The organism is Bradyrhizobium sp. 190 (assembly GCF_023073415.1).
Classification (GTDB): Bacteria; Pseudomonadota; Alphaproteobacteria; order Rhizobiales; family Xanthobacteraceae; genus Bradyrhizobium.
Genome location: NZ_JADPJL010000060.1, coordinates 332,538 through 348,899 on the forward strand (window position 1 = coordinate 332,538; position 16,362 = coordinate 348,899).

Consider the following 16,362-nt stretch of genomic DNA (forward strand, 5'->3'; position numbering starts at 1 on the left):
TAAAGGTGTGTTTGCGTAGGATGGGTGGAGCGAAGCGATACCCATCAATGCCGATGCGAAGGGCGATGGGTATCGCTTCGCTCCACCCATCCTACGGGCCCGGCGGGCCATCGCCCCGGAATGACGGCGCAAACCCACCCCCGTTAACCCTTTGCTAACCATACACCCGGCAAGAATTGCCGGGTGAAGTCGAGTGTCGTCGGCCGCGTAGAACGGGAGGAACCCCGTGGACGCCAGTGCGGTACCTCACTTTCGAAACGGTGGCACTCCGGCCGCCGCGCAGACGTTTGGCGCCCGGCGCCATACGCGGGGGGAAGCGGCTACCATGGTCGATGTCACGGCGGGTCAGGGCGGCGTCGGCGCCAGCGGCAAATTTCCGAGCCTCAGCGAAATCGGCGATATCTTAAAGCGCGGCGATCTCTTCCTCGCCTTCGGCGTCCTCACCATCCTGGTGGTGCTGATCCTGCCGCTGCCGGCGATCGTGCTCGATCTGTTCCTGGCGATCTCGATCACGGTGTCGATCCTGATCCTGATGACGTCGCTGTTCATCCAGACGCCGCTGGAATTCTCGGCGTTTCCGACGGTGCTGCTGATCTCGACCATGCTGCGGCTGTCGCTGAACATGGCCTCCACCCGGCTGATCCTGTCGCATGGCCATGAGGGCACGGCCGCCGCCGGCCACGTCATCGAAGCCTTCGGCAATTTCGTGATGGGCGGTAATTTCGTCATCGGAATTATCGTGTTCGCGATTCTCGTCATCGTGAACTTCATCGTCATCACCAAGGGTTCGGGCCGCATCGCCGAAGTCGCCGCGCGCTTTCAATTGGACTCGATGCCCGGCAAGCAGATGGCGATCGACGCTGATCTGTCCGCCGGCCTGATCGACGAGAAGACCGCCAAGGCACGCCGCAAGGAGCTCGAGGACGAAAGCGGTTTCTTCGGCGCCATGGACGGTGCTTCGAAATTCGTCCGCGGCGACGCCATCGCGGGACTGCTGATCGTCTTCATCAACGTCATCGGCGGCATCATCATCGGCGTTGCCCAGCAGGGCATGAGCTTTAGCGACGCCGCCCGTACCTACACCATCCTGACCGTCGGCGACGGCCTGGTGACGCAGGTGCCGGCGCTGATCGTCTCGACCGCCGCGGGCCTGCTGGTGTCGAAGGCCGGCATCACCGGTTCGGCCGACAAGGCGATGATGAAGCAGCTCTCGGGCTACCCGCAGGCGCTCGGCATGTCGGCCGGCGTGATGCTGGTGCTGGCGCTGCTGCCGGGCATTCCGATGCTGCCGTTCCTCGCGCTCGGCGGCGGCGCGGCCGCGCTGGCCTGGAAGGCGCGCAACCACAACCGCGTCACCAAGGCTGCCGAAGCCGCCGAAGCCGCGGCGCCCGATGTTGCGGCAGCCGCTGCCCAGGCCGCGGCCGACGAGCCGATCTCCACCGCGCTCAAGATCGACGACCTCAAGATCGAACTCGGCTATGCGCTGTTGCCGCTGGTCAACGGCCCCGACGGCACCGACCGCCTCACCGAACAGATCAAGGCGCTGCGCCGGTCGCTCGCGATCGAAATGGGCTTTGTGATGCCGGCGGTGCGCATCCTCGACAACGTCCAGCTCGAAGCCAATACCTACGTCATCAAGATCAAGGAAGTCGACGCCGGCTCCGGCAAGATCTGGCCGAACCAGTTCATGGTCATGGACCCCGCCGGCAACCAGGTCGGCGTGCCCGGCATCCATACCGTCGAGCCGACGTTTGGACTGCCGGCGACCTGGGTCGACGCCGCGCTGAAGGAAGAGGCGTCGCTGAAGGGCTACACGGTGGTCGACGCCGCCACCGTGCTGTCGACGCATCTGACCGAGCTGCTCAAGAACAACATGAGCGACCTCTTGTCCTATGGCGAGGTGCAGAAGCTGATCAAGGACCTGCCGAAGGAACAGGGCGAGCTGGTCAAGGACATCGTGCCGAGCCAGGTCACGGTCTCCGGCATCCAGCGCGTGCTGCAGTTGCTCCTGGCCGAGCGGATCTCGATCCGCGATCTCTCCACCATTCTCGAAGGCATCGCCGATGCGCTCGCCTTCTCGCGCCACCCCGCCACCATGGTCGAGCACGTCCGCGCCCGGCTGGCGCGGCAGATCTGCGCGCAGAACACCACCTACAACGGCTACCTGCCGCTGATCGCGTTGTCGGCGCGCTGGGAGCAGGCGTTCGCGGAATCGATCGTGGGCACCGGCGAGGATCGCAGCCTCGCCATGCAGCCCTCGAAGCTGTCGGAGTTCATGACCTCGGTCCGCAATGCCTTCGAGCAGGCCGCCCGCGAAGGCGAAGCGCCGGTGCTGGTCACCTCGGCGGCGATCCGCCCGTTCGTCCGCTCGCTGGTCGAGCGCTTCCGCTCGCAGACCACCGTATTATCGCAGGCCGAAATCCACCCGCGCGCGCGGCTCAAGACGGTGGGTAGCGTGTAGGCCGGCAAGCGTGCGCACGGCGCAAATCAGCGGCGAACAAGCCGAAGCTTTTTCGTCACATGCAAATATTTTGTTAACATCGCACCGATCGGCAGGTGTTCGCCGAACGCGTCGCGATCTACGATTTAACATATTGCAGTATATAATAAATTTTCGATTTCCGCCTCACGGCGCGACCCTTTGATCGCGGCCGTTCAAGTCTTTTCACTGCCTTGTGATCGCCACTTGGGAACTATTCCCCGGATTCCTACGTTTCCTGACGCGAGACGTTGAACCGCCCTGTGAATGGCATCGACGAAATTTGCAGGACGGAAGGCGGCAGGAGACTTCCATGAACCATTCGATCTACAGCGCAGATCGCACGACCCATCTCAAGATCGTGGTCGTGGCTTTGGTCGCGGGTATCGTGGTCGCCGGTTTCAGCATCTCCGCGCGCACAACCTCGGATGAAGGTCTGACCCAGACCGCGAGCACGCCCGTCATGAAGGCCGGTAAGCCGGTCGTGATTACGAGTTCAGGCAACTCTGTCGTACGCTAAAGGAGAATTCACGGAATTCACGTGGCTCTTACAGCCCCCCAAAGTCGCCGCGTGGATAATTAAGACCCCAACTACCCCCAAGTTGACTACGAAAACGCCCGCTCCCCACGGGCGTTTTCTTTTTGTCGGGGCTGTCGCGGAGTTCGCCACCACACCCACAGACCTCATCCTGAGGAGTTCGTAGCCCGGCGCACGCGAAGAGTAATCCGGGATTCTTGCGACATTCGCCGGCGGTCCCGGGTTTCGCTTCGCTTCACCCCGGGCTACGGGCTTTCGCGCATGAGCGGATACTTCGGCGCCTAGCGTGCAGCCGGCACCGTCTCAATCAGCTTGCCGGTGTAGATCGGCGCCGAGGTCGGCTTGCCGCTCGGCGATCCGCCGGCCTGCTCGACGGTCACCGCGTAGGTCGCGGCATTGATCGTACCGGCGTCGAAGTCGGCGAGCACCGGACGCGCGGTGAAATCGCTGCCGCCGATCACGCCGAGCGAGCGCGGCTGCGGCAGTTTGTCGGAGATCAGCCAGAGTTCAAAGCTCTTGCCGGGCTCGGCATCGGCGCCAACTTTGCGGACGGTGAAATTTTTGGTCGCGGCGTCGACCGTCAGGATGAAGGCGGGCGAGCCGCCGTCACGCTGCAGCAGCGCGACGTATTGCGCCGAGGGCACAGGCGATGGCGCCGGCGTCTTGACCTCGACCGTCTGGATGCGCGGCTTCGGCCGCAGCGCTTCCGGCAACAGTTCCGGCCGATAGACCTGCACCGCCAGCATCCCGATTAGAGCCGCAGCAAGCGCGGTGGCAATCGACGCGACGCTGCGCAAGCGCCGGACCCGGCCCGTCAACTGAATGACGTTCGAATTATCTACGGCGGTCGGAGGCGCTGCAGCCGGCGGCGCTTCGACGGCCGCTGGCGCTTCGGCCACCACGGGCTCGGCCACGCGTTCAGTCGGCGGCGGAGACGGAGGTGGCGGCGCCTCGGGCAGCACCAGCGCCGCCTGCTGGCCGGTGGAATGGCCGATCGCGGCCTTGATGTTTTCCCACACGATCGGCCGCGGCTCGACGGAGCCGACCATCTGGTTCAAGACGCCGAGCCGGTATTCCCAGGCGTGGACGATCGCGGTGAATTCGGTATCGACGGCCATCAGGGTCTCGACCTGCGCGCGTTCGTCGGCATCGAGGGTGCCGAGCGCGTATTCCGCGGCGAGCGCGATATGGTCTTCGCTATAGGCCATCGTTCAAGATCCGGACCCCGAAAGCCCGAGGCACTCCCTTATGTCCATCATGCTGCGGCGCAGCCACGTCTTCACCGTATTCACCGGCGCCTCGAACTTGGCGGCAAGCTGTTCGCGACTCCAGCCGTTGTAATAGGCCAGCAGCACCAGCTTCTGCCGATCCGGCTCGAGACGGCCGACGCATTCCAGCAACCGCTTCAACTCTTCCGTCATCTCGCGCCGCGCCAGCGGATCGGGTGAATCGGCCGCAACTTCCATCGCGGCAGGCTCCTCCTCGATCGAGCTTTCGCTCTTCTTGCGCACCACGTCGATCGCCCGGTTGCGCGCGATCGACACCATCCATGTAATCGGCGAAGCGAGCGCCGGGTTGAACTGTCCGGCGTTGTTCCAGATCTTGACGTAAGCCTCCTGAATGACCTCCTCCGCGAGATCCTGACGCCGCAAGATACGGAGCACGACGCCGAAGAGTTTCGCACGCGTGGCGGCGTAAAGGCGCTCGAAAGCGGCCTGATCCCCCTTCGCCACCGCGGCTATCAGCCAGACCAGCTCCGCTGGCGTCAGCATTCAACGTCCCCCAAAACCTCGATCCTCCACCCGCGTCTTACGCCGGAGCCGTCGGGAAGTTTCGTAGCATACCCTGCGCCAAAGGGGCCACCAAGTCGCCGGTTTCGGGGAATCTGGACAAGAAAAAACCCGGGCCTTGTGGCCCGGGCTTTCGATCATTCAACCGATGAGTGTGAGAGAAGCGTCAGGCGACGCCAAGCCGGGCGCGCATCAGGCCGATACTGTCCATGTCGGCCTGCTCCCGGGCGCTCTCCTCGGCGCGCTCGCGCGCCTGGTCGCGCTCGTCGAGCAGTTCGACCTTCTTCAGTTCCTCGAACGCTTCGCTCAACAGGCTCTTGGCATCCTCGAGCTGGATGCGCAGTTCGTCGGCCGAACGGGTCAGGTTCTCCCGGCGCTGGATCGCGGCCTTGGCGTAGGTCGGGTAGGCGAAATGGGAGGGATCGTTGATCCCGGCCCGCTCCTGTTCGGTCTGGATTTCGCGCTCGAGATCGACCGACATGCGCTGGAAGTCGGCGATCATGCCTTCGATCTGGGTAACCCTTCGGCGCTTCTCGTCGACCTGAAATTTCTTCAGGCGGATCAGCGTTTCTCGTGACTTCATCGACTCATACTCCCCAGAAGTCCCAATCTGAACGCGGGACGGAGCCGGCTCCCCCGGGGGGCCCCACCGGCGTCATTAATCATGTGCCGGGGATGATGGCCTGACAAAGTTAGCGTTCCGTTTCCAAATTGGTGAGGATTTGCGCCAATCGGCGATAGCCGTCATCCAGGCTCGATTTTTCGTCCTTGGCCTGGCGCAGGAAGGTTTCCAGCGGCTCGTGCAGCCGGATCGCCTCGTCGACTTCGGGGCTCGAACCCGCCCGGTAGGCGCCGAGCCGGATCAGTTCCTCCATGTCGGCGTAGGTCGCCATCACCTGGCGGCCCCGCATGATCACGGGCAGATAGTCCGGATTGGCCGACCTCGGCATGGTGCGGGAGACCGATTTGAGGATATTGATCGCGGGAAACCGCCCGCGCTCCGCAATCGAGCGTTGCATCACGACGTGGCCGTCGAGAATGCCGCGGACCGCATCCGCGATCGGCTCGTTATGGTCGTCGCCGTCGACCAGCACCGTGAAGATGCCGGTAATGGTGCCAACGCCAGTGCCCGGCCCTGCCCGCTCCAGAAGCTTCGGCAATTCGGTGAACACGGTCGGCGTATAGCCCTTGGCCGTCGGCGGCTCGCCGGCCGACAACCCGATCTCGCGTTGCGCCATCGCAAAGCGCGTGACCGAATCCATCAGGCACAGCACGTCCTTGTCCTCATCGCGGAAATACTCCGCAATCGCCAGCGTCAGATAGGCCGCCTGCCGCCGCATCAAGGCGGGCTCGTCCGATGTCGCCACCACCACGACCGAGCGCGCGAGACCCTCGTCTCCGAGATCCTCCTGCAGGAACTCCTGCACCTCGCGGCCGCGTTCGCCGATCAGGCCGATGATGGTGATATCGGCATCGACGTTGCGCGCCAGCATCGACAGCAGCACCGATTTGCCGACGCCGGAACCTGCGAAGATGCCGAGCCGCTGGCCGCGGCAGCAGGTCAGGAACGTGTTGAGCGCACGGACGCCCAGATCGAGCGGCGCGCCTACGCGCTTGCGCGAGTGCGCCGGCGGCGGCGAATTGCGGTAGGGCATCGGCGACGGCCCCTGCGCCAGTGGCCCCTTGCCGTCGATCGGTTCCCCCATGGCGTTGATGACGCGGCCGAGCCAGGCCGGTGACGGCCGCACCTGACTGGCCGCGGTGGCAATAACCGCGCGGCAACCGCGCCTGACACCGTCGAGCCCACCGAATGGCATCACGACAGCATTGCTGCCGGAAAAACCGATCACCTCGGCCGGGATGAAGCGGTTCGCGCCGGTATCGATGACGATCCTCGCACCGACCGACATCGCATGGATAGGCCCCGCGATCTCGACCATCAGCCCGCGCACGCCCACAACACGGCCATATATATTGACGCCGTCGATGTCGCCGATCTGCTCCGCAAGCGCCTTCATTGCGAAAACCTTAAGTTTCCGCGCTTTAACCGGAGGCGCTTAACCTCGTGTTTACCCGCATCATTAATCATTGCGTCACTGTCTTTGGTGACTGAGAGCGCTCGCCCATCAGAAGAAGGGCGAAACGCGGGAGTCGGTTAGGCCCGTCTCTTAATCTGGAGCATGAGTAGGCACGGTAAGGAAAAGCTGCTTTCGCGCAACATCTTAGGGCGATTCGATAAAAATTGCACTTAAAGACCTTGCGAACCGGAATCAGATTTTGTTAACCATATGTCTGTCAGGATCCGAATCAGTTGTTCAAAGGCGTTTTGAGTGCCGCAAGTGCGGCCGACCTGACGCCCGGAGCGGCGGACTAAAGGGGACTGGCATGCGCGTTTTGCTGATTGAAGATGACAGCGCCGTTGCGCAGTCGATCGAGCTGATGCTCAAATCCGAGAGTTTCAACGTCTATACGACGGACCTCGGAGAGGAAGGCGTCGACCTCGGTAAGCTCTACGATTACGACATTATCCTTCTCGACCTTAACCTGCCCGACATGTCCGGCTACGACGTGCTCAAGCAGCTCCGGGTTTCGAAGATCAAGACCCCCATTCTGATCCTCTCCGGCCTCGCCGGCATCGAGGATAAGGTCAAGGGCCTCGGCGTCGGCGCCGATGACTACATGACCAAGCCCTTCCACAAGGACGAACTGGTTGCCCGCATCCATGCGATCGTGCGCCGTTCCAAGGGTCACGCCCAGTCGGTCATCCAGACCGGCGATCTCGTCGTCAATCTCGACACCAAGACGGTCGAAGTCGGCGGCCAGCGCGTGCACCTGACGGGCAAGGAATACCAGATGCTGGAGCTGCTCTCGCTCCGCAAGGGAACCACCCTCACCAAGGAAATGTTCCTCAACCATCTCTATGGCGGCATGGACGAGCCCGAGCTGAAGATCATCGACGTCTTCATCTGCAAGCTGCGCAAGAAGCTCGCCAACGCCTCCGAAGGCCGCAACTTCATCGAAACTGTGTGGGGCCGCGGCTACGTGCTGCGCGAGCCGCACGAGGCGGACGAGCGCATCCCCGCCTGATCAGGGTTTAAGGCGAGCCAGAAGGCTCACTCCTCCCGACTGGACCCCGCCCGAAATGGCGGGGTTTTTGTTTGGGGGAAGGCTTCGTCGCCTGTCGGGATGATCGCAGCTTCGAAGTCCTAAGCGCCCAACGCGGTCGATATCTCGCCGAGAGTCGCTTTCTCGGCGTCGCTCACCTTGACTCCAGCACTGAACAGGCCCCCGCCTTCCGACGCCGCCTCGGCGGTGCTTTGACTGATCTGCCGGAGCCAGCTCTTGAACTCCGCCGCATCACCGGGCGCCTTGGCGGCAAGCAAGGCAGAAACCTGCCGCAGCTCATCGATGCATTTGCCTTTCATTTCAGCCGGCTTGCTGTTCGCGAATTTTGCTTTCAGGCCATCTCGCGCGGCGCTTCGCCCTTCGCCGCTGGAAAAGTCTGACACGACCGACTTGACCAGCGCGTTGGTACCGGAGCCGGTTGCCGCCTGGGTGAGCGCGGTACCTCCGGCAAACGACTCCTTCAACAGTCCCCAGAGGCCGCTGGGTTCGGCCGCGGTGATGGCCATGCCGGCGATCATCGGGCTCTCCAGCAACAGCGTCCACTCATCCTTTGTGAAGCTTGTCTTGTCAGCCATTGATCTTACTCCTGGTGAATACGGCGGATTGAGCGATCCGCAGCAGCGCGGGTGCGCAAAACCGCCGGCAGTTGCCAAGCCGTCCGGCGCAGGCCGGACGGCACGACGTTCTGAAATTCAGGAGCGCGCGAGCGCGTCGAGCTTGCCTCGAAGCTCATCAATCGCCGGCTTCGCAATAGCGCCAGCGCCGGGCGTCGCCAGCACTTTGTCGCACATCTGGTTGATCGCAGGGGTCGCGGCCACAATCAGCTTTACGAGGGTGCTCTTTCCTTCAGGAGAGAGCTGCGTCGCGCGGGAGCTGACCTCATTCAATTGAGCTGTTGCCTCCCTCAGCTTGGGCAGGGCATCCTGGGCCGATGCGGCATCGGTGATGCCGGGAAGCACGGTCCTGATGGACCCAACCGACGAGTTGACCTGGTTCGCCAGATTCATTCCTCCGACCGTCAAATCCGTCGGCGCCGCGCCCACGGTTCCGGTCGCGGTCCGCGTTGTGGCGGGAGGCGACACCTCAGCGACCGTGTCCTCCCCTGAACGACCAAGGGCGAACCAGACGAGACCACCCAATACCACCGCGGCGACCAACCAGTAAGGCCATTGCGGCACCGCTGTTCTGCTGGCCATCGCCGAGGCCGCCTGACCAGTCCGGGAAATGGTCCGCTCCGAAGCCTCCGCAACTCGGCCGCCAGCCGCGCTGGCTGCCGCCGAACCGCTGCGCAATCCTCCAGTCGCTCCGTCGATGAGACCGGCGGCGCTCAACTGATCGGCGAGACCGGACGGTATTGCCGCGGCGATCTGATCCTTCTGTGAAGTGAGAAGAGACACCAGCCCGCTTGCGTCGAGACCCGTGCTGCGTTGCTGCTGACCTAACGCACCAAGGACCACAGGACCAAGCATGCCGAGCATCGACTTGCTGGTGCCCTCACTGATCCCGGCGAACTTGCCTATCGTCTGCGCCATTGTGTCCAGCGTTCCGCCACCGAACAGGCCCGAAAGCATGGTTGACCCCGTTTCCGCCAGCGAGTTCTGGCGGGAACCGCCGATGAGATTCTTGAGGTTCTCAGGCGACCCGGATTGCTGTGTCAGCGTGTTGGTGAGCTGGCGTGCCCCATTGGGAGAGGAGCCAACGTCAGCGAAGCTTGCAAGAAGCGCGGGAATCGCGCCCGCGATGGCTTTTTGCGCAACATTGCGATCAAGACCCAGAGCAGAAGCGATCTTCGCTATCATGTCCGGCGTGAGGTATTGCATCACTACAGAGACCAAATTCGCCATGGCGATCCTCCTGAGCAGAGTGCAGGTATTTTCTCAGGTAGTTCGTCCCGTCCAGATTGCGTCTCAAAGTTTGATCACCTTATATTACAACCTCGCCGGATTAATCCGAGTTCCACAAAAGCTGCTACGATTTGGGAACCCGGAAACAACTTGAACGGCGCTGGCAGGCGTTGTCGCGTCGAGGAAACATCGCCGCCGTTGAAACTGCCGCCGACCCTTCACGCTACCTTGGGGCCGATGGAGTACGGCACATGTCGAACGTGGATCTTGCACTGTCGGTTGCGCTTGGCATCGGGCTCGCCGCAGCAACCGGCTTTCGGCTGTTTCTGCCGCTGCTAATTCTGAGCGGCGCAGCCTACTTCGGACATGCAAACCTGAACGAGGGCTTCGCTTGGCTCGGCACACCAGCCGCCGTCATCATGCTCGGCACGGCAGCCATAGTCGAGATCGCCGCGTTCTACATTCCCGGCGTGGACAACCTGCTCGATACGGTGGCGACGCCCGGTGCCGTCGTCGCAGGGACGATCGTGTCCGCCGCAGTCATGACCGACCTGCCGCCGATGGTGAAATGGACGGCGGCCATTATCGCGGGAGGTGGCGTTGCCGGCATCACACAGGGCCTGACCGCAATGCTCAGGGCAAAATCCACCGTCTTCACCGGCGGCCTTGGGAATTCGGCAGTCGCAACCGCCGAACTCGGCAGCGCCTCGCTGATCTCGATCCTGGCGCTGACAGCGCCGATCGCCGCGCTCGCACTGGTCATCCTCTTCTTCTGGCTGGCATTCCGCCTGCTCCGAAGTTTGGCTCGGGGATCGCATCGGCCAAACGAACGATAGGCAGAACCGTCTCACTCATTCGAAGGCCGCAGTTTCATGAAACCGATTGAAACCCGATCCCCTCTGTCCCGTAGCTGACCGAATTATCCGCAAACGAGGGAGGAAGTCATGAAAAACGTCAGGCTGGTTGCCGCTGTCGCGCTCGGATCGGCATCGGGCGCGCTCATCGGCTATTCGGCGCTCGCCGGCGGCGACAAAGTCGCCTTCCCGGAGAATTTCGACAAGGACACGCTCTACGCCACGGTCGATCGTTACGACAACAAGCAGTATCGCGAGCTCTATGCGACGCCGGCGGCGGTCGATGCGGTACGCAAGGGGCAGCCTATCCCGAGCGGCACGGTGCTGACGCTGGTGCAGTACAAGGCACAGCTCGATGCGGCCGGCGAGCCTCTCAAAGATGCCAACGGCCGTTTTCGGAAGGGCGACCTCGTCGCCTACACGGTGATGGAAAAGCGCGACGGCTGGGGCACCGAGTACAAGGATGACATTCGAAACGGCGAATGGGAGTATCAGGCGTTTGGCCCGGACAAGAAGGTCAACGACAAGGCCAATTTGACGGCCTGCTTTTCCTGCCACAAGCCGCATGCCGGGCAGGATTTTGTGATCTCACTAGCGGGCCTGAGGGGCACGCCCGAAGGCGCCATGGCAAAGCCCACGCCTGGCCCCGGCGTGGTCTCGATCTCCGACTTCAAGTTCGGCCCGGAGACCGTCGTGGTCAGCAAGGGCCAGACCATCACCTGGCACAACGCTGATTCCTCGCCGCACCAGGTGACGATCACCGGCCCCAAGGCGCAGCGCTCATCGATCGCGCTGAAAGGCCAGACCACCCAGCTGACCCTCGCCGATGCAGGAATCCACGATTACATCTGCGGCCTGCACCCGGCAATGAAAGGCAAGATCGAGGTCAGGGAATAGCCGGCTGCGTCAAGGCCGCCGTGGAAGATTTGCCAACCCCGCCGCAAATGGCGGGGTTTTTGTTTGGGCAGAGTTTTTATTGGGATTGAACCGCCCGCTGCTATGCACCGACTGACAGATCGTGCGAACCTTATCGAGCGCACGAGTCGGGGCGAATTCAATGGTTCTGCAATCCCTCGCCGGGCTGCCGGCGTTCCTGGTCTATTTCTGCACGGCGATCGTAGCCGTAGTCGCCTACCTCTTCGTCTATACCCGCGTCACCGCGCATAACGAGTTCGACCTGATCCGCGCCAACGAGCCGGCAGCCGCCATCGCGCTGGGTTTGAGCCTGCTCGGCTTCGTGCTGCCGCTGGTCAGCGCGATCGCCCATTCCGCCAATGTCTGGGATTGCATGATCTGGGCCACGATCGCCCTGATCGTGCAGATAACAGTCTATTTCCTCGTCAGAGTTCCGGTGCCGAACCTGTCGAAGCGGATCGCTTCCGGCGAACTCGCCGCCGCGATCTGGCTCGGGCTGTCCTCGCTGGCCGCCGGCGCACTGAACGCCGCCTGCATGATCTACTGACCATGGCCAACAAATCAGAGCACGAATTCGGCAAGCGCAAACCGGTCTCGGTGCCGGCATCGCCGCGCCCTGCTCCACCGCCGGCGAAACGTTCGGGCCACGTTGCGCTGCTTCTGATGGGCACGTTTGCAGTCGGCAGCGCCGCCTACACACTGATGCCAAGCCGCAATTGCGAGCCATCGCCGAATGCGGCCTCGCCGTCGTACCAGCAAAACAATACCGAGTGCTCGTCGCGCGGATCTTCATCCAGCAGCGGCGGCAGCTCGTCGCGCAGCAGCTACTACTCAAGCGATTCATCCTCGAACCATTCATCCTCGGGCACTTCCGATTCCGGTTCGCACAGCGCACAGCGCGGTGGCTTCGGCTCGTTCGGCCATGCCGTCGGCTTCTCTGGCGGCTGAATTTCATGCAGCGCATCCCGTGCCCCGAACGCGACGACTGGCGTGCCACCGCCGAAAGCGTCGGGTTCACTTTTCACACCATCGACGGCGAGCGCTATTGGGACGAACGGGCCTATTACGCGTTCACGCTGAACGAGATCGAACGGCGGATCGAGGGGCCTACCGGCGAGATCGATGCGATGTGCCTCGAACTGGTCGGCCGCGCGATCAACGACGAAAAATATCTGCGCCGGTTGAAAATACCCGAAGCCTTCTGGCCGCTGCTGTCCGAAAGCTGGCGCCGCCGCGACGCCAGTCTCTATGGCCGGCTGGACCTGAGCTACGACGGCTGGAGCCCGGCGAAACTGCTGGAGTACAACGCGGATACGCCGACCTCGATCTTCGAAGCGGCGGTATTTCAGTGGACCTGGCTCGAACAGGCGATGGAGCGTAACATCATCCCGAAGCGCGCCGACCAGTTCAATTCAATCCATGAGCGCCTGATCGACGCCTGGAAGAAACACGGCAGCGCGAAGCATCTGCATCTCGCGGGGATGACCGATAATGCCGAGGATGCCGGCACGATGGTCTATCTGCAGGACACCGCAAGCCAGGCCGGATTGAAGACCACGCAGATGGACATCAAGGACGTCGGACTGAGCGGTGACGGCCGCTTCGTCGATCTCGACGATCGCGCAATTGAACTCGCCTTCAAGCTCTACCCCTGGGAATGGATGTTTCAGGACGCGTTCGGCGCGAAGCTCGCGACCGCGCCGACACGCTGGATCGAGCCGCCCTGGAAAGCGATCCTTTCCAACAAGGGTATTCTACCGCTGCTATGGGAGATGTTTCCGAAGCACCCCAATTTGCTGCCTGCCTATTTCGAGGACGATCCGAAGGCGGCAATGCTCGGCTCCTCGTTCGTGCGCAAGCCGCTTTATTCGCGCGAAGGCGCCAATGTCGCACTGGTCAGCGCCGGTACCACGCTGATGGAACAGCAAGGCCCATATGGGGCGGAAGGATTCATCCGGCAGGCTTTCGCGCCGCTGCCGAGCTTCGCCGACCAATACCCGGTGATCGGAAGCTGGCTGGTCGATCACACGCCATGCGGCCTGTCGATCCGCGAGGACGAGAACCCGATCACCGGCAACACGTCACGCTTCCTGCCGCACGCGATCGTGTAGCCGGCTTGCCGGCAGACGCGGCAAAGAACGAACTCAGCGCGCCGCGGCGACGGCCCGCAGGGTCTGCGGCACCAGGGTCGACGCCGCCACCCGTATCACCGGCGCGATGTTCGGACGATAAAGTCCGCGGCGGTCCGGATAGGGCTTGAAGGTATTGGTAATGCCGACCACGGATTCGGCCGCGCCCAGCGCCAGCACGCCATCGGGCTCCATCATCCGGGAAAGCCGCTCGAAGATGTTGACCTTGGTATTCTGGTCGAAATAGATCAGCACGTTGCGGCAGAAGATGATGTCGAACACGCCGAGATGGGAGAAGTCCTGCAGCAAATTGAGCTGACGATGCTGCACCATGCTGCGGATCTCGGCATTGATCTGCCAGAGTTCGCCGTTCTGGGTGAAGTACTTCACCAGCAACCCGATCGGCAATCCGCGCTGCACCTCGAACTGGCTGAAGATTCCGGCCTTCGATTTCTCCAGCACCGCCTGCGACAGATCGGTCGCGACGATCTCGGTGCGCCAGCCCGACAGCAAGGAACCTGCTTCCTTCAGGCACATCGCGATCGAGTACGGCTCCTGCCCGGTGGAGGAAGCCGCGCACCAGATGCGTAAAGCGCGGCGGGCGGCGCGCGCCTGCGCCATCGCCGGTATGATCGCCTCCCGCAAATGATCGAACGGAATCTTGTCGCGGAAGAAGAACGTCTCGTTGGTGGTCATCGCCTCGACCACCTCAGCCGTCAGCGCTTCCGCCCCGCCCTTCATCTTCGCGACGAGTTCGGGAATTGCCGGCAGGCTGGACTTGCGCGCCAACGGCAGCAGCCGGCTTTCGACCAGATATTGCTTGTCGGCGGACAGATCGAGCCCGGAGCGCTCTTTCAGAAGCTTACGCAGATACTCATAATCTGAAGGCGTCACGAACGATCTCCCGAAAACAACCGAACCAATTTTGGCGCGATCTGATTGAGCGGCAGAACTGCCGCGCAAATACCTGCATTGGCGGCCGCGCCCGGCATGCCCCACACCACGCTGGTCGCTTCGTCCTGGGCAATCACGCTGCCGCCGGCGGCGACGATGTCCTTGCCGCCGCGCATGCCGTCGGAGCCCATGCCGGTCAGAATCACCGACATGATGCCGCCCTGCCAGACGTCGATGGCAGAGTTGAACAGCGGGTCCACCGCGGGTTTGCAGAAATTCACCGGCGGCCCGTCGTCGAGCGCGATCGCAGTCTCGGCGCCATGGCGCACCACGCGCATGTGGCGGCCACCCGGCGCAAGATAGATCCGGCCGGGCTTGACGATCTCGCCATCGACGGCTTCATGCGCTGGCCGGCGGCTCGCGCGCGCCAGATGCTCGGCGAGAATCGTGGTGAAGGTCGGCGGCATGTGCTGGGTGATCAGCACGGGAAAACGATCGATCACCGGGCCGATGTCGGCAACCAGCGTCATCAGGGCCTGCGGGCCACCGGTCGACGAGCCGATCAGCAGCACCCGCGGCGCCAACATGCTGAAGGGCCGGCGCGCCAGTGGCAGTTGCGCAACCGGTGCCGCTACCGGATGATGGACCGGTACATCGCGTGCCCGCTCGGGGGCCGGCGCCATGGACGGGCTCGCGGCCGGTGACGCACGCCGGCGGGCCCTGGCGCCCAGATGACGAATCTTCTGAATCAGATCGTGGTGGAAGGTCTCGGCCGCGGTGGCCTCGCGCGTGCTCTCCGGCTTTGGAATGTAGTCGGAGGCGCCGAGCGAAAGCGCCTTGAAGCTGATCTCCGCATTGCGGCGGGTCAGCGTCGACGCCATGATGATGACGAGGTCGCGCTTTTTCGCCAAGAGTTGCGGCAACGCCGAAATGCCGTCGAGTTCCGGCATTTCGATATCGAGCACGGCAACATCGGGCTTGATGCGTTCAATCTGGTTGACGGCGTCGAGACCGGTACGCAAGGAGGCCGAGACCTCCATGTCCGGCTCGGCGCCGATCCAGCGCGAGATCATCCCGCGGATCACGACGGAGTCGTCGACCACCATCACGCGCAGCTTGTCTTGCCGTGTCGAGATTGGCGGTGGAGACTTCGTTAACGCAACACTCATTACTTCACCCGACCCAACTCAAGCGGCACACTTACAAAAACAACGCCGAAGGCCGTTGAGCCGCCGGGATCACCTGCCCGAGATCAGAGCAGGCCGACTTCCTGGAACTTCGCGGTGACGATGTCCTTGTCGAACGGCTTCATGATGTACTCGTTGGCACCGGCATGCAGCGCGCGCGCAATGTGTGCGACGTCGTTTTCGGTGGTGCAGAACACCACCTTGGGCGCGTCGCCGCCGGGCATGCGGCGCAGATTGCCGAGGAATTCGTAGCCGTCCATGACAGGCATGTTCCAGTCGAGCAGAACCGCTTCGGGCATGGCGCGCTTGCAGACTTCAAGCGCCTTTTGGCCGTCCTCGGCTTCGACGATCTGAAAGTCGAGACCTTCGAGGATGCGGCGTGCGACTTTTCGGATGACGCTCGAGTCATCGACCACCAGACATGTTTTCATTTTAGGTCTCCAATTGCACCAGATCCCAAGAGGGATGCTTTCATTGCAGCTTCGGTCTTCATGCCGCCATCAGGTCCGGCACGATTTCGAGAACGCGATCGACGTCGAGGACGACCATGAGCTGACCGTCGAGACGGTGAACGCCGCCGGCGAGCTTGGCCATGCGGGGATCGAG

Annotated in this window: 17 protein-coding genes and 1 pseudogene; 8 read left to right on the plus strand and 10 right to left on the minus strand. The window is 62.8% G+C overall.

All coding sequences use genetic code 11. The features are described from left to right. Positions 1-226 precede the first annotated feature (226 nt). Both flhA and IVB22_RS28815 read left to right on the plus strand, forming a co-directional pair. Complete coding sequence (flhA, locus tag IVB22_RS28810) at positions 227-2,461, plus strand: flagellar biosynthesis protein FlhA (protein ID WP_247520552.1); 2,235 nt, start codon at positions 227-229, stop codon at positions 2,459-2,461. Positions 2,462-2,792: 331 nt separating this feature from the next. After that, a complete protein-coding gene (locus IVB22_RS28815) occupies positions 2,793-2,999 on the plus strand; it encodes a hypothetical protein (protein WP_247520553.1) in 207 nt (68 codons plus the stop codon). A 299-nt stretch (positions 3,000-3,298) separates the two neighbouring features. Here the strand turns inward: IVB22_RS28815 and IVB22_RS28820 are convergent, their stop codons facing one another. The 4 genes from IVB22_RS28820 to fliI all read right to left on the minus strand — a co-directional run bounded on the left by IVB22_RS28820 (position 3,299) and on the right by fliI (position 6,825). Beyond that, complete coding sequence (locus IVB22_RS28820) at positions 3,299-4,225, minus strand: anti-sigma factor domain-containing protein (protein WP_247520554.1); 927 nt, start codon at positions 4,223-4,225, stop codon at positions 3,299-3,301. Positions 4,226-4,228: 3 nt separating this feature from the next. Continuing rightward, positions 4,229-4,789, minus strand: coding sequence for a sigma-70 family RNA polymerase sigma factor (locus tag IVB22_RS28825; RefSeq protein WP_247520555.1), 561 nt, complete (start codon positions 4,787-4,789; stop codon positions 4,229-4,231). A gap of 184 nt (positions 4,790-4,973) precedes the next feature. Then, the gene (fliJ, locus tag IVB22_RS28830) at positions 4,974-5,390 is read right to left on the minus strand and encodes a flagellar export protein FliJ (RefSeq protein WP_057842912.1); all 417 of its coding nucleotides are present in this window, start codon (positions 5,388-5,390) and stop codon (positions 4,974-4,976) included. A 109-nt stretch (positions 5,391-5,499) separates the two neighbouring features. Then, complete coding sequence (gene fliI / locus IVB22_RS28835) at positions 5,500-6,825, minus strand: flagellar protein export ATPase FliI (protein ID WP_247520556.1); 1,326 nt, start codon at positions 6,823-6,825, stop codon at positions 5,500-5,502. Between the two features lie 367 nt (positions 6,826-7,192). Here fliI and ctrA point away from each other — a divergent pair, with 367 nt between their 5' ends. Further along, positions 7,193-7,894 carry a response regulator transcription factor CtrA gene (gene ctrA, locus IVB22_RS28840; protein WP_016848562.1) on the plus strand — a complete coding sequence of 234 codons (702 nt, stop codon included), beginning with the start codon at positions 7,193-7,195 and terminating at the stop codon, positions 7,892-7,894. 119 nt (positions 7,895-8,013) lie between these two features. Here the strand turns inward: ctrA and IVB22_RS28845 are convergent, their stop codons facing one another. Together IVB22_RS28845 and IVB22_RS28850 are read right to left on the minus strand one after the other, a co-directional pair. Then, positions 8,014-8,451, minus strand: a complete 438-nt coding sequence (locus IVB22_RS28845; protein ID WP_247520557.1) for a hypothetical protein — start codon at positions 8,449-8,451, stop codon at positions 8,014-8,016. Between the two features lie 174 nt (positions 8,452-8,625). Beyond that, positions 8,626-9,777, minus strand: coding sequence for a DUF937 domain-containing protein (locus IVB22_RS28850; RefSeq protein ID WP_247520558.1), 1,152 nt, complete (start codon positions 9,775-9,777; stop codon positions 8,626-8,628). A 251-nt stretch (positions 9,778-10,028) separates the two neighbouring features. On the opposite strand from IVB22_RS28850, the gene IVB22_RS28855 reads away from it, so the two are divergent. The 5 genes from IVB22_RS28855 (at position 10,029) to IVB22_RS28875 (ending at position 13,657) form a co-directional block, all read left to right on the plus strand. Beyond that, positions 10,029-10,613 (plus strand): DUF4126 domain-containing protein, encoded by a 585-nt coding sequence (locus IVB22_RS28855; protein ID WP_247520559.1) that lies wholly within the window; start codon positions 10,029-10,031, stop codon positions 10,611-10,613. A gap of 108 nt (positions 10,614-10,721) precedes the next feature. Further along, a complete protein-coding gene (locus IVB22_RS28860) occupies positions 10,722-11,528 on the plus strand; it encodes a cytochrome P460 family protein (RefSeq protein WP_247520560.1) in 807 nt (268 codons plus the stop codon). Positions 11,529-11,688: 160 nt separating this feature from the next. After that, the gene (locus IVB22_RS28865) at positions 11,689-12,093 is read left to right on the plus strand and encodes a DUF350 domain-containing protein (protein ID WP_247520561.1); all 405 of its coding nucleotides are present in this window, start codon (positions 11,689-11,691) and stop codon (positions 12,091-12,093) included. A gap of 2 nt (positions 12,094-12,095) precedes the next feature. After that, positions 12,096-12,494: a hypothetical protein gene (locus tag IVB22_RS28870; RefSeq protein WP_247520562.1), complete on the plus strand. Its 399-nt coding sequence runs from the start codon at positions 12,096-12,098 to the stop codon at positions 12,492-12,494. A 5-nt stretch (positions 12,495-12,499) separates the two neighbouring features. Next, a complete protein-coding gene (locus IVB22_RS28875) occupies positions 12,500-13,657 on the plus strand; it encodes a glutathionylspermidine synthase family protein (protein ID WP_247520563.1) in 1,158 nt (385 codons plus the stop codon). 33 nt (positions 13,658-13,690) lie between these two features. Here IVB22_RS28875 and IVB22_RS28880 read toward each other — a convergent pair whose 3' ends face one another. The 4 genes and pseudogenes from IVB22_RS28880 to IVB22_RS28895 form a co-directional block, all read right to left on the minus strand. Continuing rightward, positions 13,691-14,569 (minus strand): protein-glutamate O-methyltransferase CheR, encoded by an 879-nt coding sequence (locus IVB22_RS28880; protein WP_247520564.1) that lies wholly within the window; start codon positions 14,567-14,569, stop codon positions 13,691-13,693. Beyond that, positions 14,566-15,738, minus strand: coding sequence for a chemotaxis response regulator protein-glutamate methylesterase (locus IVB22_RS28885; RefSeq protein WP_247520565.1), 1,173 nt, complete (start codon positions 15,736-15,738; stop codon positions 14,566-14,568). The genes IVB22_RS28880 and IVB22_RS28885 overlap by 4 nt, the downstream gene beginning before the upstream one ends. 83 nt (positions 15,739-15,821) lie before the next feature. Beyond that, positions 15,822-16,187, minus strand: a complete 366-nt coding sequence (locus IVB22_RS28890) for a PleD family two-component system response regulator (RefSeq protein ID WP_108517399.1) — start codon at positions 16,185-16,187, stop codon at positions 15,822-15,824. A gap of 58 nt (positions 16,188-16,245) precedes the next feature. Next, positions 16,246-16,362, minus strand: a pseudogene (locus tag IVB22_RS28895) (chemotaxis protein CheW); the annotation flags it as partial.